The organism is Nostoc sp. JL34, assembly GCF_017114945.1.
Lineage (GTDB): Bacteria > Cyanobacteriota > Cyanobacteriia > Cyanobacteriales > Nostocaceae > Nostoc.
In genome coordinates this window covers 21,055-45,917 of sequence record NZ_JABXKQ010000136.1, presented here as the reverse complement: position 1 = coordinate 45,917, position 24,863 = coordinate 21,055, and the positions used below count along the sequence as shown (strand labels likewise).

Annotated in this window: 22 protein-coding genes; 12 read left to right on the top strand and 10 right to left on the bottom strand. The window is 42.5% G+C overall.

All coding sequences use genetic code 11. The features are described from left to right. Position 1: 1 nt before the first annotated feature. The 3 genes from HWQ44_RS24810 to HWQ44_RS24800 all read left to right on the top strand — a co-directional run bounded on the left by HWQ44_RS24810 (position 2) and on the right by HWQ44_RS24800 (position 4,158). A complete protein-coding gene (locus HWQ44_RS24810) occupies positions 2 to 1,126 on the top strand; it encodes an aromatic acid exporter family protein (protein ID WP_292724318.1) in 1,125 nt (374 codons plus the stop codon). A 480-nt stretch (positions 1,127 to 1,606) separates the two neighbouring features. Next, on the top strand, positions 1,607 to 3,145 hold the full coding sequence (locus HWQ44_RS24805) for a DUF1565 domain-containing protein (RefSeq protein WP_292724351.1): 1,539 nt from the start codon (positions 1,607 to 1,609) through the stop codon (positions 3,143 to 3,145). A gap of 251 nt (positions 3,146 to 3,396) precedes the next feature. Then, positions 3,397 to 4,158, top strand: coding sequence for a hypothetical protein (locus HWQ44_RS24800; protein WP_292724316.1), 762 nt, complete (start codon positions 3,397 to 3,399; stop codon positions 4,156 to 4,158). Between the two features lie 17 nt (positions 4,159 to 4,175). On the opposite strand, the gene HWQ44_RS24795 is transcribed toward HWQ44_RS24800, so the two are convergent. Continuing rightward, entirely contained in the window at positions 4,176 to 6,245 is a 2,070-nt protein-coding gene (locus HWQ44_RS24795; RefSeq protein ID WP_292724314.1) for a tetratricopeptide repeat protein, read from the bottom strand. Between the two features lie 563 nt (positions 6,246 to 6,808). Between HWQ44_RS24795 and HWQ44_RS24790 the strand changes: the two genes are divergently transcribed. The 3 genes from HWQ44_RS24790 to HWQ44_RS24780 all read left to right on the top strand — a co-directional run bounded on the left by HWQ44_RS24790 (position 6,809) and on the right by HWQ44_RS24780 (position 8,472). Continuing rightward, positions 6,809 to 7,069: a hypothetical protein gene (locus HWQ44_RS24790; protein WP_292724313.1), complete on the top strand. Its 261-nt coding sequence runs from the start codon at positions 6,809 to 6,811 to the stop codon at positions 7,067 to 7,069. 132 nt (positions 7,070 to 7,201) lie between these two features. Continuing rightward, positions 7,202 to 7,594, top strand: coding sequence for a VanZ family protein (locus HWQ44_RS24785; RefSeq protein WP_292724312.1), 393 nt, complete (start codon positions 7,202 to 7,204; stop codon positions 7,592 to 7,594). A gap of 197 nt (positions 7,595 to 7,791) precedes the next feature. Continuing rightward, the gene (locus HWQ44_RS24780; RefSeq protein ID WP_292724311.1) at positions 7,792 to 8,472 is read left to right on the top strand and encodes a class I SAM-dependent methyltransferase; all 681 of its coding nucleotides are present in this window, start codon (positions 7,792 to 7,794) and stop codon (positions 8,470 to 8,472) included. A 78-nt stretch (positions 8,473 to 8,550) separates the two neighbouring features. On the opposite strand, the gene HWQ44_RS24775 is transcribed toward HWQ44_RS24780, so the two are convergent. Next, entirely contained in the window at positions 8,551 to 9,522 is a 972-nt protein-coding gene (locus HWQ44_RS24775) for an aldo/keto reductase (RefSeq protein ID WP_292724310.1), read from the bottom strand. Positions 9,523 to 9,701: 179 nt separating this feature from the next. Here HWQ44_RS24775 and HWQ44_RS24770 point away from each other — a divergent pair, with 179 nt between their 5' ends. Beyond that, on the top strand, positions 9,702 to 10,463 hold the full coding sequence (locus HWQ44_RS24770; protein WP_292724309.1) for an SDR family oxidoreductase: 762 nt from the start codon (positions 9,702 to 9,704) through the stop codon (positions 10,461 to 10,463). Positions 10,464 to 10,618: 155 nt separating this feature from the next. Here the strand turns inward: HWQ44_RS24770 and HWQ44_RS24765 are convergent, their stop codons facing one another. From HWQ44_RS24765 to HWQ44_RS24755, 3 genes are all read right to left on the bottom strand, one after another. After that, positions 10,619 to 11,662 (bottom strand): Type 1 glutamine amidotransferase-like domain-containing protein, encoded by a 1,044-nt coding sequence (locus tag HWQ44_RS24765; RefSeq protein WP_292724308.1) that lies wholly within the window; start codon positions 11,660 to 11,662, stop codon positions 10,619 to 10,621. Positions 11,663 to 12,389: 727 nt separating this feature from the next. Then, complete coding sequence (locus tag HWQ44_RS24760; RefSeq protein ID WP_292724349.1) at positions 12,390 to 12,671, bottom strand: hypothetical protein; 282 nt, start codon at positions 12,669 to 12,671, stop codon at positions 12,390 to 12,392. A 42-nt stretch (positions 12,672 to 12,713) separates the two neighbouring features. Beyond that, positions 12,714 to 13,181 carry a VOC family protein gene (locus HWQ44_RS24755; protein ID WP_292724347.1) on the bottom strand — a complete coding sequence of 156 codons (468 nt, stop codon included), beginning with the start codon at positions 13,179 to 13,181 and terminating at the stop codon, positions 12,714 to 12,716. Positions 13,182 to 13,258: 77 nt separating this feature from the next. On the opposite strand from HWQ44_RS24755, the gene HWQ44_RS24750 reads away from it, so the two are divergent. Together HWQ44_RS24750 and HWQ44_RS24745 are read left to right on the top strand one after the other, a co-directional pair. Next, positions 13,259 to 13,732, top strand: a complete 474-nt coding sequence (locus HWQ44_RS24750) for a DUF4385 domain-containing protein (protein WP_292724306.1) — start codon at positions 13,259 to 13,261, stop codon at positions 13,730 to 13,732. Between the two features lie 333 nt (positions 13,733 to 14,065). Next, positions 14,066 to 15,778, top strand: a complete 1,713-nt coding sequence (locus HWQ44_RS24745) for a bifunctional diguanylate cyclase/phosphodiesterase (RefSeq protein ID WP_292724304.1) — start codon at positions 14,066 to 14,068, stop codon at positions 15,776 to 15,778. A gap of 120 nt (positions 15,779 to 15,898) precedes the next feature. On the opposite strand, the gene HWQ44_RS24740 is transcribed toward HWQ44_RS24745, so the two are convergent. Further along, positions 15,899 to 16,561 carry a LuxR C-terminal-related transcriptional regulator gene (locus HWQ44_RS24740; RefSeq protein WP_292724302.1) on the bottom strand — a complete coding sequence of 221 codons (663 nt, stop codon included), beginning with the start codon at positions 16,559 to 16,561 and terminating at the stop codon, positions 15,899 to 15,901. Between the two features lie 111 nt (positions 16,562 to 16,672). Here HWQ44_RS24740 and HWQ44_RS24735 point away from each other — a divergent pair, with 111 nt between their 5' ends. The 3 genes from HWQ44_RS24735 to HWQ44_RS24725 all read left to right on the top strand — a co-directional run bounded on the left by HWQ44_RS24735 (position 16,673) and on the right by HWQ44_RS24725 (position 19,258). Then, on the top strand, positions 16,673 to 17,089 hold the full coding sequence (locus HWQ44_RS24735; RefSeq protein ID WP_292724300.1) for a DUF6220 domain-containing protein: 417 nt from the start codon (positions 16,673 to 16,675) through the stop codon (positions 17,087 to 17,089). Positions 17,090 to 17,145: 56 nt separating this feature from the next. Continuing rightward, the gene (locus tag HWQ44_RS24730; protein WP_292724298.1) at positions 17,146 to 17,979 is read left to right on the top strand and encodes a sulfurtransferase; all 834 of its coding nucleotides are present in this window, start codon (positions 17,146 to 17,148) and stop codon (positions 17,977 to 17,979) included. A 154-nt stretch (positions 17,980 to 18,133) separates the two neighbouring features. Next, positions 18,134 to 19,258 carry a site-2 protease family protein gene (locus HWQ44_RS24725; RefSeq protein ID WP_292724297.1) on the top strand — a complete coding sequence of 375 codons (1,125 nt, stop codon included), beginning with the start codon at positions 18,134 to 18,136 and terminating at the stop codon, positions 19,256 to 19,258. Between the two features lie 101 nt (positions 19,259 to 19,359). Here HWQ44_RS24725 and HWQ44_RS24720 read toward each other — a convergent pair whose 3' ends face one another. The 4 genes from HWQ44_RS24720 to HWQ44_RS24705 form a co-directional block, all read right to left on the bottom strand. Further along, on the bottom strand, positions 19,360 to 21,573 hold the full coding sequence (locus tag HWQ44_RS24720) for a tetratricopeptide repeat protein (RefSeq protein WP_292724295.1): 2,214 nt from the start codon (positions 21,571 to 21,573) through the stop codon (positions 19,360 to 19,362). Positions 21,574 to 21,848: 275 nt separating this feature from the next. Beyond that, the gene (locus HWQ44_RS24715) at positions 21,849 to 22,028 is read right to left on the bottom strand and encodes a ssl1498 family light-harvesting-like protein (RefSeq protein WP_292724293.1); all 180 of its coding nucleotides are present in this window, start codon (positions 22,026 to 22,028) and stop codon (positions 21,849 to 21,851) included. Positions 22,029 to 22,292: 264 nt separating this feature from the next. Beyond that, entirely contained in the window at positions 22,293 to 24,326 is a 2,034-nt protein-coding gene (gene thiO / locus HWQ44_RS24710; protein WP_292724291.1) for a glycine oxidase ThiO, read from the bottom strand. Positions 24,327 to 24,445: 119 nt separating this feature from the next. Continuing rightward, complete coding sequence (locus tag HWQ44_RS24705; RefSeq protein ID WP_292724289.1) at positions 24,446 to 24,847, bottom strand: hypothetical protein; 402 nt, start codon at positions 24,845 to 24,847, stop codon at positions 24,446 to 24,448. Between the last annotated feature and the right edge of the window lie 16 nt (positions 24,848 to 24,863).

Sequence of the window (24,863 nt, the reverse complement as noted above, 5' to 3'; positions counted from 1 at the left end):
CATGACACAACCATCCAATGGTCTTCCAGCTAAACAGCGATCGCCTAAGCTGAGAATCATTACAGCATTGAAAACTTGGGCTGCTACTCCCGATGGCATATCAACGATTTTGCTAGCCAAGATGGCATTAAAAATGGCGATCGCATCGGCAATTTCTTTTGAAATTGCTCAGGCATTGCGATGGGAGTATCCTTTTTATGCAGCGATCGCAGCCATTATTGTGATGTCATCTACTCATGGCAGCACTTTATTATTAGGAATTCAGCGAATAATTGGCACCGTAATTGGTGCTATAAGTGGAGCCACCTTTGCGGTTGCACTGGGTAGCAATTTTTGGTCATTGGGAATAAGTGTATTTTTAACCATCTTTCTGACTTCTTACTGGAAATTCAATGAGGCGGCAAAATTGGCGGGGTATGTCTCAGCGATCGTGATTTTGAGTCACAGCCAATCGCCTTGGCTGTACGCTTGGGGCCGTTTTCTCGAAACCCTCTTAGGTATTGGTATGGCATTGTTGGTGAACAACTTTATTTTTCCAGCCTCAGCTGGAGTAGAACTGAGGCGTTGTTTGTCACAAACGCTAACTGATTTAGAACAGTTTTATGAGTTAGTCGTGGACTCTGCCTTTACAGGAAACTACGATCGCCCCCGTGTGGAGCAGTTAAAAACCAGTATCATTAGTTCACTGGTCAAGGGGCGATCGCTATGGCAGGAAGTCAGACGTGGGCAGACAAACGAACCGCCAGAAAAACGGGTAAATGAAGCTTGGGAGTTTCTCATCCGCAGGATTTGGGAACACATCTTGACAATGGAACATACCGTACTTGCTAGACAGCAAGATACTTTCTGGCAAATTCTTTCACCTCAAATTACCCAACTGGCACTAGAAACTGAAACTGCAATGCTCACCCTAGCAACCGCAGTCAAATCGCACCAGCCTAGTTTAGCTATGTCGGCAATGGAAGTTGCCCTCACTAATGCTACAGAGCAATTAAATCGATTGCAAGAGATTAAGCAGCAAGATTACCCAATGGATGAGCTACTCCGATTTTTCACATTCTTCTACACGATGGAAGAGGTGGGCAGAAAACTGCAAAAAATGTCAGCTACGCTGATTAACAATTGAATTGGGGATTGGGGATTGGGGATTGGGGACTGGGGACTGGGGATTGGGGAAGGTGGGGCCCCCTCTGGGGATAAGGGGTAATGGGGATTGGGGACTTGTACTGAGCATTAGCGTAGCGTCTCGTAGAGAAGCTGAAGTCTTGGAGACTGGGAAAATTTGAATAGAGATTAGAACCCTAACCAAATCTTACTTATATTTTCTTTCCCAGTACCCAGTCCCCAGTCCCCATTACCCCTTATCCCCAGAGGGGGCCCCACCTTCCCCAATTCCCAGTGACATCGCCCTCAAAACTTGGAACTTCGAGATGAGAACTTGGAATGTTGCATGAGAGTCTATAACTTGTGTGTACACACGATCCGCTTGCAAGAAAAAGTAACGTGGATATATTTTCTACACACAAGGATACTACTTTCAAAAAGTTTGCTACAAGTAGTGTTATTTATGATTGTCATAATTAAAACAATTGACTCTCAACTATCAATGGTGAACTCTACCCTCGTTGTCACACTCTATGTCAACCCTATGATAGGGAATGATACCAATACTGGTTCACGGTTGAGTCCGTTTAAAAGCCTCACTCGTGCCTTAAAAGTAACCAAAATCCCCACGATAATTCATCTAGAATCGGGGACTTACAACGCCGCTAGTGGTGAGGTATTCCCACTGATCATCCCTGGAGGGGCGAAAGTGGTGGGTAACGAAGCGAACAAAGGTGCAGGGATTGTAATTTCCGGGAGTGGTGAGTATCAAAGTCCCAGCTTTGGTATACAAAATATCACGCTGCTCTTGGTAGATAATGCTAGTCTTTTAGGTGTAACTATCACTAATCCCTCACCCAAAGGTACTGGTATCTGGGTTGAATCGGCTACACCTACTTTAGCTAACAATACTTTGAGTGACTGTGGGCGGGAAGGTATATTTACCACTGGTACTGCCAAACCTGCAATTTTAGATAACATATTTGTGCAAAATACTGCTAGCGGGTTAGTGATGGCAGGTCATAGCCAGGGAGAAGTACTAGGGAATGTATTTCAAAGAAACCCTTTAGGCATAGCAATTAGTGACTTTGCCACTCCGGCGATCGCAAATAACAAATTATCAGAAAATCGCACGGCGATCGCACTTTCTCGCAACGCCCAACCTGTGCTGCGTCAAAATCTCATTGCTAAAAATACTCAAGGTGGTCTATTAGTCAATGGCAATGCAGTCCCCGATTTAGGTAATACCCAAGATCCTGCTGATAATATTTTTCGTGATAATAGTAAATTTGATTTATATAATACCACTACCCAAAAGTTGGTTTCCGTAGGGAATCAATTAAATCCTTCTCTAGTCAAGGGCTTAGTCGAATTGCTTCCAAGCAATCAAGTAGCGGTTAGCACTAGTTCCTCTAACACCCCAACAAAATCCCCACCTCAAAAACTCCCCGCGTCTTCCCCTCTCCGCAGCCCCGTGTCTCCTCAACTAGATGGACATTGGGCAGAACCATTTATTCAGGCATTAGTAAGCATGGATTTAACTCATGCTTTTGCCGATGGTAGCTACCAGCCTGATAAACCTATGACTCGCGCCCAGTATGCAGTTCTGGTGGCGATCGCCTTTAACCCATTTCCCAAAATTTCAGCACCCGATTTTACCGACGTACCCAAGGATTTTTGGGCTTATAGCGCGATCCAAATTGCGGCTAGTGGTGGCTTTGTTGGCGGATTTAGCGATCGCACTTTCCGCCCCGATCAAAATGTGCAGCGCCTACAGGTGATTGTCTCTCTGGTAAACGGACTGGGACTACCAGCTGTTGATAGCGATGTTTTAGAAGTATATAGCGATCGCCATACCATTCCCGACTATGCCCGAAAAGCAGTTGCCACTGCAACACAACGGGGAATAGTTGTCAACCATCCAGATCCGCAAGTGCTTGCACCTTCACGTTCGGCAACACGTGCCGAAGTTGCAGCGATGGTTTATCAGGCATTAGTCGCTATTGGGCGAACACCTGCGATTACAGGGTTTTTCAAGTAATTGAACTATACTACTGCCCAATCCCCAATCCCCAATCCCCAGTCCCCAATCCCCATTCCTGGTGTAAATACTTGAAAATTGCTATAAATCAGTCTATGTAGGGTTGCATTCTAGAAGTTGACAAGTAGAATAGGAAACACTGCTTATCGGCTTGGTAACTATTGGAAAAAAAACCATGTAGTTAAAAGCACGTTAGGTTAATATGCGATGGGTGACAAATCTTAGACCTATTGCCTAAAGCTAATAGCCCCATGTTAACAACACTTCCAGACACCTCTGCCAACTTGGCGATCGCCTTATTAATTAACTATAGTTTTGATCTCAGTGGGTATAGTGCCAATGAGCTAGTTGAGCGTTGGCAAACACAATACCCGCTTAATTGGCTACACCTGGCAGTGATTGAGGCACTATATCAAGGTCGTTATAAAGCGGTTTCTGTGCAGCAAATCTTAGTATTTTGGCAGCGCCGGGATCAGGCTACATACCATTTCAATATGGAATTTGAACGGATGATTTGTAGCAAATTTCCCCAAAGCTTAACCTCATTGCCTGCACCAGCCCTACCGTTAGCCAAGAAAAACCCCACTGTAGAGAAAGTGATGAGTCCTCAATTACCACCAGCTAAGATTCGCAATGGCTATCAACATAGCAATACTGCAACTCTCCAACTGAAAAGTTCCGAACCAAAGACATCTTTGAGTAAAGAAGAGGAGAAGCACGAAGATAGAGACAATAAAACCGTCTTGAAGTCTCCGCTTTCTGGGAAATTTGCCTCTTCGGCAACCCTTCAGCTATCGTCTGCTGTCAGCCAAAGGCAAACTTCACAAGAAAGTCCAGCACCTTCCCCATCACCAAGCTATCATCAACGACAGCCAAAACTGCTGCCACCTCCTGCTATTCATGCTCCAATCGGGCAATTTACTCCAGAAAAAAGCGATCGCGCTGACTCTTTTACATCTAAACTCAAAGCGATGTCGGGGGAACAGAATCGAATTGTGGGAAGTGGAGAGTAGGGATTGAGGTAAGGTTTTTAGGCTATAACTAACTGTTTAAAGCGTTCATCATCAGCAATATCATCAAAATCTAGGTCAGTTGCCGCGTCTTCTTTATACCTGGGATTAAGTTCAATTGCTTGTTGGAGAGTTAGCAGAGATAGTTCAACTTGTCTTTGCAGCGCATAACAGGCTGCTTTGTTGTAATGGGCACTGGCATAATCGGGCTTAATTTCTAAAGCTTTGTTAAAACTAGCGATCGCTTCATCATCGCGTCCCAACCTTACCAAAGTATAACCGCGTTTATCCCAGATTTTGGGAGAATTGGGTTGAAATTCCAGGGCTTTATCCAAGGACAGCATCGCTTCTTCGTATTGTTCTAATGCTACTAGGGAAAGACCACGATTCAACCAAGCGACTGGATCATCAGGCTTGATTTGTGTAGCTTTGTCAAATGAAGCAAAAGCTTGCTGATGCTGTTGTAAGTTGCCAAAAGCAACACCGCGATCGCACCAAGCTTGATGATAATCTGGCTGAATCTGAATCGCTCTATCATAAGATGCGATCGCATCTTTGTAGCGTTTCAACCTTCCGAGAGTTAGACCTCGTTTTAACCAAACCACAGGTTCATCAGCTTGGATTTTAACCGCTTGGTTGTAAGCTGCGATCGCATCTTCATAGCGCCTTTTAGAAAATAGCGCATCTCCCTGTTTTACATACTCATCAGCAGTGAATTCCGGTTGTTGTGGCTGTTCCTGTATTTCTTCCCCAACTTCAGAATTTACCACCTCTAGGATGGATTCAGGTGTAATTTCAGTTAGTTCTTGAAGGATGAGATCCTTTCTTTCTTGGGCATCCAATTGTAACTCAGAGAGTTGAGAGACAAACTCAGTTTCTAATCTTTCTAACTTCTCCAATATCAGAATCTTTTGTTGTTGAGCATTCCATTGTAATTCTGAGAATTGTGAAGTAAACTCAGAACCAGATTTTTCTAAATTCTCAATGATTAACTCTTTAGACTTTTGAGCATCTATTTTTAATTCCGATAGTTGTTCGGCAAACTCTGACTGCAATGCTCCTAAACTCTCAACAATTTTATTTTTTTGCTCCTGAGCATCTAACTGTAATTCAGATAATTGCAACTTCCATTCTTTATCTAATATTCCTAAATTTTCAAGCGTGATCTCTTTTTGTTTTTGAGCATCAACCTGTAATTTTGATAACTGTTCGGCAAATTCTGACTGCAATTTTGTTAAACTTGCAATAGCTATATCCTTTTCTTTTTGAGCATCAGACTGCCATCCAGAAAGTTGAGATGTGAACTCAGACCTTGATACTTCTAAATCAGAGACAGCTAGTTCTTGCTGTTGTTGCACACCTAACTTTAAATTAGACAGTTCTGCTGCCATAACAGATGCTAATTTTCCTAGATTCTCCAGTGCAATATCTCTTTGTTGTTGAGCATCAATCTCTAACTTAGATAGCCCAGAAGCAAATTTTGACTCTAAAATTTTTATATTCTCTTGAGATTTTTTGAGTTCAGTTTCTAATCTACTTAATACCTGTGCTTTAGCTAAATCTAGCTCTGATGTCAGGATAGATACATTTTCTTGTTCATTTTTAATTTTTTGTTGTAAAGCAGTCGTTTCCTGTTCTAATTCATAATTGATTTTTTTAGCTTCTTGAATAATATTTTCAGCCTCTTGTTTAACGGTGGTTAGCTGATTTTGTAAATTTTCCATTCCCTGTACTTGTTGCATTGCTTTATCAACAATTTCACGGATGATCACCCGTCGCAGAAGCCATAATAAAGCAATGACTGCGATTGGAAATAGACTTAATATAACTAGCCAAACATCGAGTAAGATAGTTGTACGGCTAAAAGTACTCTTAAAATCAGATTGGACTTGCTGTTGAATTCGCTTTTCTGCTCGTAGTCGTGCTAATTCTTCCCGTTCTTGATTCGATAATACTGGAGCAGGAGTTATTACTGGTTTAGGTGATGGTGCAGATTGTCCAGTGGCAATTCCAACGGATAACAGTAAGGGTAAAAAGACAATAGTGCTTTTTACAATTAAAGCGAAAACAGCTTGATTTTTGCTCTTCATAACAACCATCTCAGTCTGTTGGCCAGTTTTTGAAGCGGCGTGCCTCTCTCCAATCTATAACAGAATTAAGTAATTAAATGTTGTAGAGGCAGTGAGAAATGCTGAACAATCCTTAACTAATCTGTTTCCTCGTTCCTTTGTGTACGTACAACTTCAGTAGTCAAGTGCAGTAAAATTTTTTACATTTTTTTTGCAATATACTATTATAACATTACTTAAGTTGTACTACTGCTAAAGATGGCGAAAATCAAGCAGCACAAATAAGCTAATCCGCCTTTAAGTTAAATAATCGTGGTTCTTCAGAAAGCCGCTCTTACGCAAAGAATGGGAGACGCAAGGATGCAATTTGAAGATTATTAGCTTAATAATTAATCAACCTGTGAAAGACAGATTGCAGGAGTATTGAACTAGGTTCAGACTTTGTTCCTATAGATAGCAGGTATTGAAACTGGAAATTCTACCTATATGCGAAGTGTCAGGTTTGGGTACTTCGTATTAACATTAGATCATCTAGAGTCAGCAGATTACTTGTCCTAAAATTAACTTAACAAAGGCGGTAAAAAATGGGTCGCATAAATCCTTATACACTACAATTGCAGATTACCCGAATGTTTGAGCAAGGGCAATCATTTTTTGCCACAACCAAGGTACAGGAATGGTTGAAAGAACACAAACACAATCCAGAAGATTATGAGATTATTTTCCATAAAAAACCAGCGCCTCCTGGTTCCAAAGAAGTGATGGTAGTAGAAATTGAATTACGCCGCAAAGATGGACAACCTGTAGATCCTTGGTTGCAGGAGCAAGCAAATCTCCATGCCTGATTTTAGCAACTAGCAATTTTTCATTTAAATTCATATTATCTTAACAGAATTTACCAAAATATAGCGTTCCCAATTGCGGAACGCTCTTTGTTATCTTTGTCTTGCTTGTAAATAACTTTTAAAATCATTACAATGAAATCTAATCAGCGCTGGGTTTTTGCCTTTTGGGTTTACTTTGGAATTTTAATGTCTATCTCCATATCAGCCTACCTGAAAATTATTCCAACGGAAATATCACAAATCCCGTATTACGATACAATTTTGCATTTCCTATTGCTAGGAATTGCTGCTTATTTGGGTCATTTAGCATTAAATAAACGGAATATTAAAATATTCAATATTTTTCTGCCGCTGGCATCACTGATTGTAATATTTTTTTGTATCGTTGATGAGATAATTCAATTATTTACACCCTATCGGAGCTTTGATTTAGTTGACTTAGCCGCTGATTTTTGCGGTATTGTGTTATTTACCTGGTTAGCAGAAAGAAGAAACTTAAATAAATCTGAAAATAATCAACTTTGAAAAGGCTACATAGGTATCTCTGCGCTTTTAACCTTTCTGTGGCAGGTTGCGGGAAGTTGCTATCGATGTATATTAATTAAAATCACCCTATCAGGTGAGCCTAATGGATGAGGTATAATAAACACAAAGTATCGTATCTTGAGGCTATAAATGTTTGCTTGGCACACCGAGTTATAGCCTCAAAAATTAGGAAGTGGATGATGACTGTAAACCAAATTATTGGAGATTCACAAAATCAGATTCATGACAACTTTGGGAAGCGTTTCTTTGCCTGGATGATGGCTCAAAGTAGCAGCACATATGATAAAATCGTAGGGGATGTCTACGACGGGCTACGCCAACGCAAACGTTCTCTTTTTGCAAATCTCCAAGGTAAAGTGTTAGAAATTTGCCCAGGAACAGGCCCTAACCTACCCTACTACCCTAAAGAGATCCACTGGATAGGAATTGAGCCAAATCCACACATGCATTCCTATCTCCAAAAACAAGCAGAAAAACTGAATTTAAACATCGACCTCCGCATTGGTAATGCTGAATGGTTAGATGCTGAAGATAACAGCATAGATACCGTTGTTAGTACCTTAGTTTTGCGTTCAGTGCCGAATATAAATTACACATTACAGGCAATTTTAAGAGTGCTTAAACCAGGTGGGCGCTTCTTATTTATTGAACACGTCGCCGCACCTCAAGGAAGTTTATTGCGACAACTCCAAAGCACAATTAGTCCAATTTGGAAAGCGATAGGTTATAGTTCTCATCTAGATAGACAAACTTGGATAGCCTTAGAAAATGCTGGTTTTGCTAGTGTGAATTACGAGCGATTTGATGCACAATTACCGATTGTTAGTCCTCATATTATCGGCATAGCAACAAAGTAAAAGAACTTTTTGGGATTGCTGAATAAAATTATGAATAAGCCCCCGGCTTCAGCCGTGGGGTTTTTGATATTAGAGATTTTATGGATTCTCGCGCAGGAAAGTGCCAATTTCATCTAGTTCCTGCTGATTGAGGCGAAATTCTCCAGCCCCGATGATTCCTTCCACCTGCTTTGAATTGCGTCCACCAACGATCGCAGCTGTCACCGCAGGATTATTTAAAGTCCAAGCGATCGCCACCTCACCTGGTGAGCGATCGTATTGTTGACCAATGCGTTGCAACACCTCAACTAGTTTCAGGTTACGAGATAGACGTGGCTCCTGAAACTCATCACTCTTCTTACGCCAATCATCATCTGGGAAATTAGCAACCCGCTCAGGTGTCATCTTTCCTGTAAGTAAGCCAGATTGCATAGGGGAATAGACAATCACACCTATATTATTTTCTTTACAAAAAGGTAGAATCTCCTTATCGACATCGCGCTTCACCAGTGAATAAGGCGGTTGCAATGAAGTTACTGGTGCAATCTCCTGGATACGTTTCAACTGTTCTACATTGAAGTTTGAAACCCCGATATAGCGAACTTTGCCCTCATCCTTGAGCTTGGCGAGAGTTGTCCAGCCTTCTTCAATGTCTGAATCAGGTTTGGGCCAGTGGATCTGGTAGAGATCAATAGTTTCAATTTCGAGTCGGCGCAGACTAGCTTCAACTTCCCCCCGCACCGAATCCGCCTTCAGGCTGTTACCAATTTTGCCCTTTTCATCCCAGATCAGTGAGCATTTAGTGAAAATATAGGGGCGATTAGATCGACCTTTAAGCGCTTTCGCAACAACCTCCTCCGAATGCCCCAGACCATAGACAGCTGCGGTGTCAATCCAATTAACGCCGAGGTCGAGAGCGCCATTAATCGCTGTGATCGATTCCTGGTCATCTTGCTCTCCCCAACCAAAAGCCCACCCACTTCCACCGATCGCCCAAGCACCAAAGCCGATTGGGGTAATGTGAAGTTCCGAATTGCCAAGCTGTTTGGTTTGCATATCTACTTTCTTCATAATTTTGAGTCAATTGCTAGTTTAAGCTGCAAACATTTTCTCAACTGCTATCTAAAGTATGAATTACTACTGATGTAAACATAACAGTTAAGCATTATCTATGTAGGATTACTAAATTCTGGACGTTGTGTTGATACACACTACTTATATACTAGACTTGCTCAAAATAGAGAAGTAATATGTCAGAAGATTTAAAAGGCAAAGTTGCGCTGATCACAGGTGCAAACAAAGGTATCGGCTATGAAATTGCACGTCAACTAGGTTCTAGAGGTGCTACTGTTCTTATTGCTTCAAGAGATATAGGACGTGGTGAAGAAGCGGCGAATAAACTTCGTTTAAATCAGATCGATGCTCGCTCAGTTCAACTTGATGTCATCGACCAAAAAACAATCAACTCTACTAGTGAACAAATCGAGAGCGAATTTGGTAAACTTGACATCCTTGTGAACAACGCTGGGATAATAAGTGAGGGCGATCGCCTTCCGCCTAGTCAAGTTGATATTGAAACACTGCGACACACTTATGAAACGAATGTATTTGGAGTGTTTGCAGTTACAAAAGCGCTGTTGCCACTTTTGAAGAAATCAAAAGCAGGGCGAATAGTCAATTTATCAAGTGGTTTAGGTTCTTTGACTCAGAACTCTGACCCAAATTATGAGTTCACTGATTTTAAGTATCTTGCTTATAACTCATCAAAGACAGCAGTGAATGCAATTACAGTTCTGTTGGCCGCTGATCTAAAAGATACCGCGATTAAAGTCAATGCTGCTGATCCTGGTTTCACAGCAACTGACATTAATCAATACCAAGGGTATCGCACTGTTGAACAGGCAGCGATCCCTACGGGGGGCTACGCCTACGCACCAGTGAGACTGGCAACTCTACCTGATGATGGTTCTAGCGGAGGGTTTTTTGATGAGAATGGTGTGGTTCCCTGGTAGAAAGTAGAAGGCATTGGGCATGGGGCATTGAAAAGAGGCAGAGGGGCGGGGTGCAGGGGGCGGAGGGGAAAACTCTTCTCCCTTGCTCCCTTGCTCCCTTGCTCCCTTGCTCCCTTGCTCCCTGCTCCCTGCTCCCTGCTCCCTTGTCCATTCATTCAATAAGGATTTGAATCAATCCGTCCCCTCTTGACACTCCTGAGATAGTATCCAGAGGTTGGTCTGTTTCTCAAGTTGAAGGTGTCGCCACTGCGAACTTTCCAAATTTTGTAATTGGAAAAGGTCAAAGGCGTTCGGGGTTCGCATACTTCTGGCAGATGATTGCCAAGTACAAAGTACGCCGCACCCCTACCCATAACTTTCACCAAACCGTTTTTATCCACAAGAACCGATGTACTTTCACTAACCGCTATACCTAAAACGCTGCTAGATACACCGTCCTTAATTTGACGGGCAATGAAAGTCATAATTCGACCCATTCTTTCCCGCCTGTCGAAGTGTGTATCTACGATAGTTCCCTTTAAATTACTCCAATTGAAAAAGTTGTAAGTAAAAGTAATGTCTCGGTAGGGATCTTCGAGTGCGTCTCTAGTCTCAATGCCTTTTTCGGAAGAAGCGCAAGCATCATAGATATAATCACTTTGGATCATTGCACCCGCACTGGTACCACCAACACCACCTCCCTTAAGGTAAACTGACTTAACGGCAGTTTCTAGCTTGGTATCTTTCCAGTTGCGGATGTATTGACATTGGTCGCCGCCAGCAAAGAAAACCACATCAGCATTTCTGACTTTTTCAAAAATCTCAGCTTTGTTTGCCTCTTGCCTATTGCTAATCACAAGAGTTTCCACAGAATTTACGCCCTTCATGGCATAAATTAGCCGATTGTAATCGTGATTACCATTAGTGCGGAGAACTACAACATTAACTTTGGTAGCGGAGTTACTACTTCCCCGAACTTGGTTAATCATCCATTGGATAGCATCATCGACATCGGGGCCTCCCCCACCTAAGCTAAGGACTGGGCCCGCTAAGGAAGGACGGACATCAAAGGAGGGGGAGGGACGGACATCAACGGTGTCACCCAGGAAGTAGCGTTTCCAGTTTGCGATAAAACGGGTTATGAGGAAGCTTCCCATTTTCAACAACTGGATTGCTGTACTCTTCAAGCGCCATGCTATGTTTGGGAATGCCTTTGTCATACTAAGCTTCTGGAGCAAACTGCAATTATTGCTGGGCTGTGACGCATTTGAATTGCTTATTTATTCGTGAAATTTGCCCTTTGTCATTAGTCATTTATCAGTTGTCCAATGACCCATGCTCAATGACAAATGACAGTCTTAACGAAAAATGTGCAATTTAGACGCGCGTTAGCTTAACTGTGGCACTAGAGAGGGTAAAATTTCCAGCGTACAGGGCTTGTACTGTTTTTTAACGCCAAATAACCCAGAGTAATCATTAATTATCTGCGCTACTGTGCGAAAATCTCCAGATTCCTTGTGTCTTTTATAGCATTTCTCCTTTGAATACAATACATCACGATACACGGTAAGGGCACAGCAATGCTGTGTCCTCCGATCGCTTCAAGCGATAACCGCGATAATTTCGGACAGATGAAATTCAACCCACATTCGGCAGGTGCATAGGCGTAGCCCGCCGCAGGCATCGCAAAATATTGTATTTTGAAACATGACGCCTTATTTGCAAGAACCGTGAATTTCACGGTTTTATCTCAGTAATAAACCGCAGTTTGATCGCAGGGAATAAATAATAATTCTCTATCAATACCTTCGCCAAAACCTGAGCCTATTTGATTGGATAAGATTTTTCGTAAGCTCGCAGGTTTAGGTCGTATTCACTCTATTCAACCACATTCCCAAGCCTTGTAAATTGGCCAAGGTATTGCTCGGTTCAAGCAATTTTTTGGCATCAGTCTATTTTTTGGGGAATGAGACTGGCGCTTTTTGTTGCACTATCCCAAACAATCCAGCTAAGAGAATTATCTAAATCATCGGGGCTATTTGAAACTTTAAAATATAGCTTTTCTGCGCCTTTAGTTTCAATGGCAAAGTCGGCATTTTGAGCATAAACGACTATAAAACCTTTGTCTCGCAAACAATACATTGCCCAGGCTTTCAATGATTGCTTGTATGGTTCGTGGGGAATTGGCGGTTTTGTAATTGTGTCTTCAATTACTTTAAATCTTTGTATGAGTTTCGCGGTCATAGTAAATACTTTGTGATTACCCCTAAGTTAACTAGCTTCTGGATCGCAACGAATTTCAATCATAAAGCCATCTGGATCGTAAAAATATACTCCTCTACCAGTAGGACGAATGACTGGACCATGTGCGATCGCTATTTTATTTTCTCTGATCACTGTCACCGCGCGATCAAATAACTGTGGATCTATGTCAAAGGCTAGATGGTAGGCTCTGGTGAAAGTCTTTTCTGGGTCTGGATTTGGTGGTGATAATTCTGGTTCCCCAAATAAATCCAGAATTGTACCATCTGGGGTGATGAAGTTGGCTACTTTCCCAGATGCGACAAGTTCCACCAGAGTTGCGGGTACTTCGTCTCCTGTAAGTTCATGCAAACCCAAGATTGTGCCATAAAAGTAGCGCGAGGCTTGCATATCCTGGACGTTGAGGGCAATGTGATGCACTTTACGCAGATTGCCCGGAGCAAGGACACAGTTCACAGATTGGGTGCTAGATAGCATCATAAAACAAAATTTCCCTACAGAGATAGAAGCTCAACTTCTTTCTTAAAGTTTATTATTCATAATAAACACTTAGCATGGCTTTTGATTATTCTTTAGACTTTAAAAATATCAATTTTCGCCAACATCCTGAACTCTATCGTGTTGGCAAGGGTGAGCAGGGTGTACTTTTGGTTGAACCATACAAATCAGAAATTCTTCCCTACTGGCGGTTCAAAACTCCTGAGATTGCTAGAGAGTCGAGTGAAAAAATCTATGGGATTTTTCTTGATTATTTAGAAAAAGATGATTTCGTCGGCGCAGATATGGCACGGAAGTTTATCCAAATGGGTTATACTCGATCTCGCCGTTATGCTAATCATAAAAGCGGCAGGAAATATAAACAAAATTCGGAAGCTTCCGGTTCCAAAAAAGAAATTCTTCCTTATGAAGTAGATCCAGTTAAAGCAGAATCAGCGGCAATATTTAAAGCCAAGTGGGTAGAAGCAAAGACAAACGATAAATATCAAGAGCTTTTAGCCAAGCATAAACAGATGTATGAATTAGACTAGTACCGCAAGGCGGAATTAAAAATTAAAAATTAAAAATTAAAAATGAATACAGCGTAAGCATTTCATTGATTTGGAATGGGTGGTTTATTTCCGCCGTGTTGTACTAGCTGTCTGTCAAGTTGAATTTCAGTATTAATTGGGAAATTGCTGATGGATAAGTTTTACAGAAACTTTATCGTTATCCATATCAAGTATAAACCTAGATTGGGAAACATAATATATGACCTGATCAGGGTTGGGTTCCATAAGAGCTAATTCCACTGGAATATGAATCCAAAATACTCTTTTGTCTGAATAGCTCGGAACTAATTTGCCAACTATGGAACAGAATTTATGAAGATCAATCACAATCTCTACCTCTACTCGTTCCTAGCTCATTTCAGATGGCTCAAAAAAAGTTACACCGCTAAAATTATGTTGGTGGCATTTTTGGGCACTCACGTACCACTTTTGACCTTACTTTTGAGTTTTGTCATCTCAAACTCCTATTCGTTGGAGATGGCGGCACAAATTATGATCATTGCTCTGTTGGCGACGTTAGCAGGTACAGCCGCCACCCTCTACGCACTACACCACCTCCTCAAACCGGTTATTTTGACATCTGCTGCATTGCAAAACTATCTGAACACCAAAACCTTACCTGAATTGCCCACAGAATTTGCTGATGAAGCGGGTACATTGATGGCACATACCTCACAAACTCTTCACAAATTAGATGAGTTAATTCACTACATCAGTAATTATGATGACCTTACTGGATTGCCCAATCGTGATTTATTCTGCGATCGCCTCCATCAGACTCTATCCAAACCTGAGAATAACCAGCGCCTTGTAGCTGTCTTTTTGCTGGGTATTGATGATTTCACTGCTATGAGTCATGGGTTGGAGCATCAGACAACAAATTTATTGTTAAGAGCAGTTGCCCAGAGATTATCATCCTGCATAGCACAAACAGATATTCTTGCCCATTTGAGTGGAGATGAATTTGCCATTGCCCGCATAGAAATTGTTTCTTTTGAAAGTGTGGTTAAGCTATCTCAGCTGCTGTTAAGTACCCTGAGCAAACCCTTTTCGCTAGAAGGGAACTTGATTCATATCACCGCCAGCATCGGCATCACAATTAATGGACTAAATGATCGTAAGAGCGTAGATCAACTCTTGCAACAGGCTCACATAGCACTGTATGAAGCGAAGCAGCAAGGGCGTAGCCAATACCAATACTATTCATTAGAAATTAATGCTCAGTTGCAAGAGCGACTGACTTTAGAAAATGAATTACATGGGGCGCTTGGGCGCAACGAAATGCTGGTTTATTATCAACCTCTGGTTGATTTACACAGCGGACAAATTACAGCTATGGAAGCATTGGTTCGCTGGCAGCATCCTACATTAGGTTTGGTTTCTCCAGCAAAGTTTATTCCCATTGCAGAAGCCAATGGTTTGATCGTACCTATTGGTGAATGGGTTTTGCGGACTGCTTGTACCCAAAACCGTGCTTGGCAGCAAGCTGGATTTACCTCAATTCGGATATCTGTAAATCTGTCAGCTCGACAGTTTGAACAGCCGTATCTAGTTGAGATCGTCTGCCAAATTCTTGAGGAGACTGGACTCCAAGCATCTTGCCTGGAACTGGAAGTGACAGAAAGCTTCTTGATGGCTGATATGGAGCGATCGGTTAAAACCTTAAAACAATTACGACAACTGGGTATATGGTTAGCTCTAGACGACTTCGGTACCGGTTATTCCTCCCTCAACTACTTGAAGCGCTTTCCCGTGAATATGCTCAAGATTGATCAGTCATTTGTACAGGATGTCATGTCCAATCCTGATAGCGCTGCCGTCACTGATGCCATTATTGCCCTCGCAAAGAGCTTGCGATTGAAGATCACGGCAGAGGGTGTGGAAACTCAAGAACAGCTTGACTACCTGAAAATGCAGGGATGTCATGAAGGTCAGGGTTACTACTTCAGTTGTCCTATGCCCGCTGATATAATTGCTCAGATGTTGCAGAAAAGTTCTCAGCAGATGGAGACAATTACAGCATAAGTGAATGCCTAAGCCAGAAAATTCCCCCCTGATAGCGTTTCACTTTAATTTTCATAGAAATGGTTATCAGGGGAAGATGAGAAGAGAAATTCGGGATTAATCAGGCGAATAAAAGGTGATTTATTTTGAAATGGTGGAAAGCTTTGCAACCATGTGAGCGCGAGATGAAACCTCAAGCTTGCGAAACATCCTTTTTAAGGCTTGCTTGACAGAGTTTTCAGTAATCCAAAGTTCAGCACTAATTTCTGCGTTAGTTTGTCCTTGAGCCACCAAGGAAGCAATTTGCATTTCACGAGGCGTTAAACGCTTTGTCTGTAATAGTGGTTGTTGCAATTGCGCCATTGCCACCCAAGTAGAAATGTGCAGACAAAGCGCACTCAAATCTGTAAGATTTTGTGAATCAAATGCAGGCATTCCTTGCTGACGCGTCAAACCTACCACACCCACTAACTCACCATTGCTGACAATTGGCCCTGCCATCACGTGCCAGTGATCGGCACGAGGACAAATCAATTTCCATGTTTTAGGTTCTACTACCAAAGCTTCATGAACAGGGGCATGGCGTTCTAGCAAGTAGCGTGCAACTGGATTGTGTTGAGGTGATAAGCCAATTTGCAGTGCTTTTTGAATCTTGCTGTCAACTAAAGAAATTTGGGCAAAGAAAAATAGCCCACATCGTGTAGCTGAAAAATACTCACTCATTTCTGCGGATATGTGCGATCGCAAAGTCTGTTCATCTTGAGCTTGAGCAATTCCATGAAATAGAGCTTGTAAGGCAACCATGATTTGCAAAGTGTACTCGTTCGAGGTCTAGCCGCAGTATCGCAACCAGACCTATCTTAGCTTTAGTCACACCAACTCAAATCCTTTGTTTGGTTTTTGGGATTACTTTACATGACTGTAAATTCTGGCATTGATGACACACAGATATCCAGGCGCTGGATTCAAATCAGTTTTTTTATCGCCGCAGTGCTTTTCAATCTCTGTTTAATAATCCAAATATTCAGTGTTGGACTAGCTTACTTTTACAACTCTGATTGGTGGAACCTACATATTTGGCTCGTGCGAGGATATGGCGGACTCTCACTAATTTTGTTGGTATGGGTGTTTTTAATTCCGTTTCCTCGAAGAGTCCGAAACCTTACAGCAAGTATGCCAGTCCTGCTAGGACTGCAATTTCTCACAATTCACTTGCATTTTTTGCCTTTAGCAGTATTCCACCCACTCATCGGCTTTTCTTTATTCTCTATTTCCACAACCTTAGTGCATCGAACATCGCACATCGTATTTCCCAACTACAACCAAGACTAAATCGTTGAGAAAACACAAGTTTCAATTCTTTTCGCGCTATTACAGGAGAAATAAAAGTGTCTCAATACGCTGATCCATCTGTTCTCGTTGATACCCAGTGGCTTACAAATCATCTTAACGATCCAAACATCCGCATTATTGAAGTGGATATGAGTCCAGAGCCGTACAAAAATGCTCACATACCTGGTGCTGTCTTCTGGAACATATTTACAGACTTACTCTTGCCCGATTTGAAGATGAATTTGGATGCGATCGCTTTTGAAAAGCTGATGGCATGTTCAGGCATCACCAATGACACCACAGTGATTGCTTATGGCAGTTATCCGGGAACGGGAGCCTGGATTTTCTGGTTGTTGAAAGTCTTTGGACATGAGAATGTACGAGTTCTCAATGGCGGCTACCAAAAATGGAAATCAGAAGGTTGTCCACTAGCAACTGAATTATCTACGTTTGCTTCTACTGATTACCGTGCTACAGGTATTGATGCTCATCTGCGAGTATTACAAAATGAAGTTCAGGCATCAATAGGTCGAAGCGATAGGGTGTTGTTGGATGTCCGAACACTGCAAGAATACTGCGGTGAGTGGTTTTTCGATCAGCCACCAAAAGCAGACCAACGGACTGGACATATTCCCGGTGCAGTGCATCTTGAGCATATTTTAACTTTTAACGAGGATGGGACTTTTAAATCATTCAACGATTTGAAAAATCTTTATGAGAGTAAGGGCATTACGGTTGAAAAAGAAGTGTTTCCCTACTGTGCCATCGGTGGGCGTTCTGGATATACCTGGTTTGTCTTGAAGTATTTATTGGGCTATCCGAATGTTCGGAATTATGATGGCTCTTGGAATGAATGGAGTCGGCTGCCTGATGTAGCAATCGAAAGGTAGTGAGAGTTATTGGACAATATTACCAATAACCACACCTTTGCGGACGGACACCACTACCGCCATCAAGATTAAAATCTCTTAACCTTTCGTTACACTGGAGACATCGAGAAGGAAGAAAGCAAACTTCTCGAAGCTGAAATCAAAGGTGAACGACATGAATGGCACAATTCGCGTTGGTAATCTCTTCGGAATTCCCTTCTATATCCATCCGTCATGGTTTTTAGTTCTGGGTTTAGTAACTTGGAGCTATAGCAGTGGACTGGCGGCGCAATTTCCCCAATTGTCTGCGGGATTAGCTTTGCTCCTAGGATTGATGACAGCGCTGATGTTATTTGCCTCTGTCGTCGCCCATGAATTAGGCCACAGTTTTGTTGCGATTGGTCAGGGAATTGATGTCAAATCCATCACGCTGTTTATATTTGGCGGTTTAGCGAGCTTAGAAAAAGAGTCGAAAACTCCAGGTGAGGCTTTCTGGGTAGCGATCGCCGGGCCTTTAGTTAGTTTACTCTTGTGCGGTATCGTTACAGCGATTGGTGTTACTACTACTGCATCGGGGCCGTTAGCTGCAATTCTTGGTGTTCTAGCTTCTGTTAACTTGGCATTAGCCCTGTTTAACCTGATTCCTGGCTTGCCCTTAGATGGTGGAAATATACTGAAAGCTATCGTTTGGAAGATTACAGGTAATCCTTATAAAGGTGTAACCTTTGCGAGTCGAGTTGGGCAAATCTTTGGTTGGGTAGCAATTCTTTCTGGTGTAGTTCCCCTACTATTATTTGGCAACGCCGGTAACTTCTGGAATTTGTTAGTTGGCTTCTTCTTATTGCAAAATGCTGGTAATTCGGCTCAATTTGCCAGAGTCCAAGAAAAACTCACAGGTTTGACAGCCGAGGATGCTGTAACTCATGACAGCCCGATTGTATCTGCTAATCTTACCCTGAGAGAGTTTGCCGATGAGCGAGTCATCAGTGGGCAAAACTGGCATCGGTTCTTAGTGACTGATGATGATGGACAATTAGTAGGTGCGATCGCTGTTGATAATTTACGAACCATCCCAACAGCACTATGGTCAGAAACTCAAGTTAAAGAAGTTATGCGACCAATTACCGAATCTACCACAGTCCAATCCGATCAACCTCTGCTGGAAGTCATGCAGTTACTCGAACAACAAAGACTATCTGTGCTTCCCGTGATTCGTGAGAATGGCGTCCTAGTTGGAATCTTAGAAAAAGCTGCAATTATCCAGCTACTTCAAAGCCGAACTCAACCTAACCCTGCATAGTTGGCTTAAAAAACGACAATCCCTTGTAGAGATGCAATTATCGCATCTCTACATTTTTATTTGTTTGAAGTCCATGACTGCAAGGGTTTTCGGTATATGCTTTATAACTTTGACAAAATTTCTGGCAACAACTGACTAGGAACTTTAGATAAAGCTAGATTTTGTCCCTGTATCCCTAATTCATTATGAAAAGCACGAATAGTTTTCACCACATAAGTGAAGGTTGTTTGATAAGCCTCTGGTTGTTTACTTAATCCGTTTAAGGCTTGTAAATGGTTATCTAATGCTACTTCTAAGTGTTGAGAACGTGTAGCTTTATCTCCATTAAAAGACTTATCTATTACTAGCTGATAATGTGCTAGTCCCAGATTATTATAAGAAGCAAGCAAATCAAAACTTAAAGAAGTCCCGCTCAGTGAGTGAGCCAAAGCTATAGCTTCTTCGTAAGCGCTGATACATAGTTGCAGATACTTTTGCCGGGCCTCTTTAGTTGTCTGCGATAGGTTTGCTAGATGGCAGTAAGCAGTACCTAGATTATTTTGTGTAGCGGCGCAGGCACTGGGAACATTAGCTGGGGTGCGATACTTGAGAGCTTCCCTGTAGACATCTATAGCTAACTGGAGATTTTGGGCAGGTTGTTCGTATTGTGCCAGATTCCAGCAAGCAGTACCGATATTATTTTGAATCATGCCATACTTGAGCGGTTCCTCTTGTGGGTTGTAGTGTAAAAGTGCTTCGTTGTAAGCTGCGATCGCTTTCTTTAAATGCACAATTGGTTGGTTGTATTGCCCCAGATGCCAGTAAGCAGTACCCAAATTGTTCTGACAAGCCGCATACTTTAATGAGTCCATATCAGCTGTACGGTAGCTGAGTGCTTCACTATAAGCTAAAATTGCTTGCTGCCAATTTTCAGATGGGTGAGAAAAACGAGCTAAATCACCATAGGCTGTCCCCAAATTATTTTGCACACGAGCATAAGTTTCCAAATGTGTCTGAGGAGAAATCATCTTTAACGCCAACTGATAAAATTCTATTGCCTGCTCTATATAAGTTTGTCCTTCCTCAGAATTGGGTGGTGTGCGGTATAGCATCCAGTAGAGTGTACCCAAATCATTCAAGATATCTGGGAGTTGCGGCGAGTTTTCGTCATAGCTAATTGCCTCCTGATAGGCAATAATTGCTACCATCAGATTTTCTAGAGTTGACTCTCCTTGCTCAATACGAACACGGTATAAAGTGCCCAAGCGATGATAAGCTTCCGCCAGTATCTCCCCTGAAACTTGCTTTTCGTGTAATTCTTCAATCTCTAACAAAATCTGCTGCGGTTGTAATAAATCCTCAGTATTTTGAGCAGTATTTGTGTTGATTGTGGCTATTACTAGCTCCGTTAACTCACTGCTAATATAAGATAAAGACGACAGCGATTGATTCTTACTGCTACTACCAGACCTATTAATAGCTTCCTGCTGTTGTGGCGCAGCCTTCAATAAATCCGCTGTAGACAACGAAACTTCCTGGGTTTTATGTACACCATTCCCTTGTATCTCTACTGGGAAATCGGAATTGTTGTCAAAGTTTAACTCAGTGGTTGCAGTTGTGAGTTCTGCTTGGTTAACAGATTCATCTAGAATCGACTGCTCAATATTCCCTAAATCCAAGCTTCGAGAACTAGAAAAACGTTCTGGATAGCCGGAATTTTGAGTTGCTGGTGTGGGTTCTCCAGCAAACACAAATACGCCAGTCCGGGAACGCCAAAACTGTGGTGCTGATTGCTTGATAGCAGACAACCAAGGACGCGGTATCCACAACAGCAAGTTAGATTCTAGAAATCGGCTGGATTCTTGTGGAGAGAAATATTGTTCGCTTAAGCGGAGATAGTGCAAAAATAAACGTTGTATCGCGACTGGTTGCTTGGTGAGATGCTCCACGCCGACAATCTGAAATGCTGGTACTGGAAAAGGTCTTCCAGGGGTATCTTTTGATGCTCCCACAATTGGCGGTGGATAATTAGCCAACCATTGATTAATCTGAACTATGGGATTGGGATCGTTTAAATTTAAACGCAACGTGACTAATCGCGGATAAGCTGGAGTGCTATTTTCCTGAACATTTGATGACTGATATAGCAACTGTCCAAGAGGATAAGCCAATGTAGAATGCAAACGGGCTGCTACCTGATTTCTTAAGTGTAAATCATCACATACTGCTAAAAAAAGTTGCCGTCGTAAGCCAAGACTTAGGGCAAGTTTCAGGCGGTGGTATACTTGCCGATTCCAAGTAGAATTATTGTTGTGTGCAGTATCATTCACGCTCATAGCGGCTAAAGAGCCAAAACACAGTATATATCACCTTTCTGGATGCATCTAAGTGGGCTAAACTCATAATAAAAATGATTTTTAACGACTAGATGTTGTGCTGTTCAGGATATATTGAACTTTCAGGTCTAGTAGAAAGAAGAAAGTGTATAATTATACTTTAATTGCTAACTCAATTTTAACAAAAAACAAAAAAGCAGGCCCCTTTTAAAATCGGAACCTGAAAAACTATAAAGATGAAATTTTATTAAAATGTTTTACGCCCAACGGAAAGATCAACTGGCATTGGAAACAAAGAAGGCTACTAAAATCAGGCCACCAACCAAAGCTGTAGCTGCGATTCCCAAGAAAATATAGGTTCGCTTTTGCCCTTCTGTGGCAGGTTCTGCTTGATAGATTTTTGGTTCGCGGGCAAAATTATTTAGAAGACCACCTTCTTCATTTGTATAGGGCATGAATGAATTCCTTTATGTTTATCGTTCATTTAATGTTACATAAATGCTAAATCCGCTCTTAAACTGATAGACAAATCGTTACATTGGGGATTGGGAATTGGAGATTGGGGAGTTGAGAGGAAAGATTATTATTTCAGCTTCATAACTCGAAACTTTAAGCTCATAATTCTCAACTCATCATTTTAAACTTCAACTTCAGAACTCAAAGCGTTATCTTAATTCCCCAGTCCCCAGTCCCCAGTCCCCAGTCCCCAGTCCCCAGTCCTAACTAGTAATCGTCCCAGTTAAAGGTGAACTAGGACTGGCGTAATCTTTGATGGGCATTCTGCCAGCAAGGTATGCTAGACGACCGGCAACTGTCGCTAAATTCATCGCGCGAGCCATTGCTGGTGGGTTTGGAGAAAGAGCGATCGCACTATTAATCAACAAAACATCTGCTCCCAATTCCATTGCCTGGGCGGCTTCTGAGGGTGAACCAATACCAGCATCTACCACCACTGGCACACCTGCATTTTCGATGATGATTTGGATATTGGCGGTTGTTTTTAGCCCTTGTCCAGAACCAATCGGCGATGCCAAAGGCATTACTGTAACACAGCCTACCTCTTCTAAACGCTTGGCTAACATGGGGTCAGCATTGATATAAGGCAATACTGCAAAGCCTTCTTTGACTAGTTGTTCTGCGGCTTGCAGTGTTCCAATCGGATCTGGGAGTAAATACTTAAGGTCAGGTATTACTTCTAACTTGACAAAATTATTATCTTCCTGCCCTAACAATTTCGCCATTTCTCGCCCTAAACGCGCCACCCGAATCGCCTCTTCAGCAGTTTGGCAACCTGCGGTATTGGGCAACATCCAAATTTTTGTCCAATCTAAGGCTTCTGCTAAACCTTCATGGCCGGGGGCTTTGGTTTGTACCCGTCGGACTGCCACAGTGACAATCTGGCAATCGCTGGCGGCGACGCTTTGCTGCATTTCTTCGATGCTGCGATATTTACCAGTTCCCGTCATCAAGCGAGATTGGAAGATTTTGCCAGCAATAATTAGTGGTGAGTCTTGAATCGCAAGTGGTGGCTGCTGTGGCGATATGGCAGGGTGGTGTCCGTTGGAGAAATTGGCAGAGTGAGTCAGCATTGCAGTGGAGGTAGATGGCTTGGACTGGAAGCGCGAATAGTGAAAATCAGCAAGTAAGGGGTCAGACTTTTGTTCCAAGATTAAATCGGCAATCAAAGCGGCAGTTATGGGCGCAAGTAAAATCCCGTTGCGGTAATGACCAGTAGCAAGGGTTAAATTTTGACAGTGGCTAGTGCCAAGGATGGGCAACTCATCAGGGGTAGCTGGGCGAAATCCCCACCAAAATTCCTGGATGGGATAATGCTTTAATTGGGGATACAGCCGGATGGCAGCTTGTAGTAATTTTTGAATACCTTCTGGGGTGTTGTCGGCAATGAAGCCAACATCTTCGCTTGTTGCCCCAAGAACCAGGCGATCGCGCCTTGGTACGATATAAATATCCTGCCCAAACAAAACCCGCTTTAAGGGCAATTCTGGCACAAATTGCGGTATCCGCACACTCAGCATTTGTCCTTTTCTGGGTAGCACAGGTAGGGGTAACAATTCATTTGACCAAGCACCTGAAGCTAAAACATAGTGCGTGGCGCGAATTATTCCAGCATTGGTTTGCACGCCAATCACTTGTCCCTGCTGCTGTAAAAATGCTTCTACTGTAATGCCATCTTTGAGTTCAACACCAACAGACTCAGCTGCTGTCCACAATACGTGAGCTAGAGCCTTATTATCAACTTGTGCGTCTTCAGGATACCACCAGCCACCAACTACCTCTGCTCCCAATCCTGGCTGATATTGATGAATTGCCTCTTTGTTTAACCAGTAAGCCGGGGACTCTTCGCTAGCAGAGGGGCGGAGGGGCAGAGGGGCAGAGGAGAGAAGTTTTCCCTGCTCCCCTGCTCCCCTGCTCCCCTGCTCCCCTGCTCCCCTGCTTTCTTCAAAGAGGGGTGCGAGAATACCGCAGGGCCAGTAACCAGTATTTAAGCCGGTCAGTTCTTCTAATTTGCGCGTCCAGTCGGGATATAAAGCACGCGATCGCCAACACAATGAACGCATTGCCTCATTTGAGATGTTTTCCGCATCTGGCGCCAACATCCCAGCGGCGGCGTGGGTAGCGGCAGCCTGGAAGTCACGACAAAGCACGGTGACCTGTGCCCCGCGCAGTTTTAGTTCAATGGCGATCGCTAAACCAATAACGCCGCCACCAATAATTACAGTCTCACTAGTCATTAGTCATTAGTCATTAGTCATTTATCATTAGCCATTTATCATTAGTACATAACTAATAACTCATAACTAATAACTCATAACTTATAACTTATAACTTGTAACTAAAGACGGATCTATCGTTACCACAAGGCGCGAATCGGTTCGTTGCCTTGATTTGTATTGCTGGATGGCGTGCTTGTTTCTGAAGAATCTGTACTGCCGTCTGTTGTACTGTCAGCAGGTGATGTTGAGTCATCAGAGGGATTCTGGGCAACGTTACTCCGGTTGTCAGGTCTTGGGGCTACAATAGTGCGTCTGTTTTCGTTTGTTTCAGTTGTTGTTTCATTTCCTTCTGTTGCAGTTTCTTCATTCTTGCTGCCAGCACTGCTATTAACATTGATATTAGCTGGCAGGACTTTTGCTGCTTTGCCACCGGGAGCGTTAGCGCTTTGTACGCCCATAGGAAAGTTGATGCCTAGTAACGTACCAAGCAGAATGGCTAAACCTCCAGCCATCAAAATTAAGGGTGTCCATCTACCCATCTTGTTTTACTCCTTT

Coding starts and splice junctions, on each gene's coding strand:
- HWQ44_RS24810 (WP_292724318.1), top strand. CDS start 2: ATGACACAACCATCCAATGGTCTTCCAGCTAAACAGCGATCGCCTAAG.
- HWQ44_RS24805 (WP_292724351.1), top strand. CDS start 1,607: ATGGTGAACTCTACCCTCGTTGTCACACTCTATGTCAACCCTATGATA.
- HWQ44_RS24800 (WP_292724316.1), top strand. CDS start 3,397: ATGTTAACAACACTTCCAGACACCTCTGCCAACTTGGCGATCGCCTTA.
- HWQ44_RS24795 (WP_292724314.1), bottom strand. CDS start 6,245: ATGAAGAGCAAAAATCAAGCTGTTTTCGCTTTAATTGTAAAAAGCACT.
- HWQ44_RS24790 (WP_292724313.1), top strand. CDS start 6,809: ATGGGTCGCATAAATCCTTATACACTACAATTGCAGATTACCCGAATG.
- HWQ44_RS24785 (WP_292724312.1), top strand. CDS start 7,202: ATGAAATCTAATCAGCGCTGGGTTTTTGCCTTTTGGGTTTACTTTGGA.
- HWQ44_RS24780 (WP_292724311.1), top strand. CDS start 7,792: ATGATGACTGTAAACCAAATTATTGGAGATTCACAAAATCAGATTCAT.
- HWQ44_RS24775 (WP_292724310.1), bottom strand. CDS start 9,522: ATGAAGAAAGTAGATATGCAAACCAAACAGCTTGGCAATTCGGAACTT.
- HWQ44_RS24770 (WP_292724309.1), top strand. CDS start 9,702: ATGTCAGAAGATTTAAAAGGCAAAGTTGCGCTGATCACAGGTGCAAAC.
- HWQ44_RS24765 (WP_292724308.1), bottom strand. CDS start 11,662: ATGACAAAGGCATTCCCAAACATAGCATGGCGCTTGAAGAGTACAGCA.
- HWQ44_RS24755 (WP_292724347.1), bottom strand. CDS start 13,181: ATGCTATCTAGCACCCAATCTGTGAACTGTGTCCTTGCTCCGGGCAAT.
- HWQ44_RS24750 (WP_292724306.1), top strand. CDS start 13,259: ATGGCTTTTGATTATTCTTTAGACTTTAAAAATATCAATTTTCGCCAA.
- HWQ44_RS24745 (WP_292724304.1), top strand. CDS start 14,066: ATGAAGATCAATCACAATCTCTACCTCTACTCGTTCCTAGCTCATTTC.
- HWQ44_RS24740 (WP_292724302.1), bottom strand. CDS start 16,561: ATGGTTGCCTTACAAGCTCTATTTCATGGAATTGCTCAAGCTCAAGAT.
- HWQ44_RS24735 (WP_292724300.1), top strand. CDS start 16,673: ATGACTGTAAATTCTGGCATTGATGACACACAGATATCCAGGCGCTGG.
- HWQ44_RS24725 (WP_292724297.1), top strand. CDS start 18,134: ATGAATGGCACAATTCGCGTTGGTAATCTCTTCGGAATTCCCTTCTAT.
- HWQ44_RS24720 (WP_292724295.1), bottom strand. CDS start 21,573: ATGAGCGTGAATGATACTGCACACAACAATAATTCTACTTGGAATCGG.
- HWQ44_RS24715 (WP_292724293.1), bottom strand. CDS start 22,028: ATGCCCTATACAAATGAAGAAGGTGGTCTTCTAAATAATTTTGCCCGC.
- thiO (WP_292724291.1), bottom strand. CDS start 24,326: ATGACTAGTGAGACTGTAATTATTGGTGGCGGCGTTATTGGTTTAGCG.
- HWQ44_RS24705 (WP_292724289.1), bottom strand. CDS start 24,847: ATGGGTAGATGGACACCCTTAATTTTGATGGCTGGAGGTTTAGCCATT.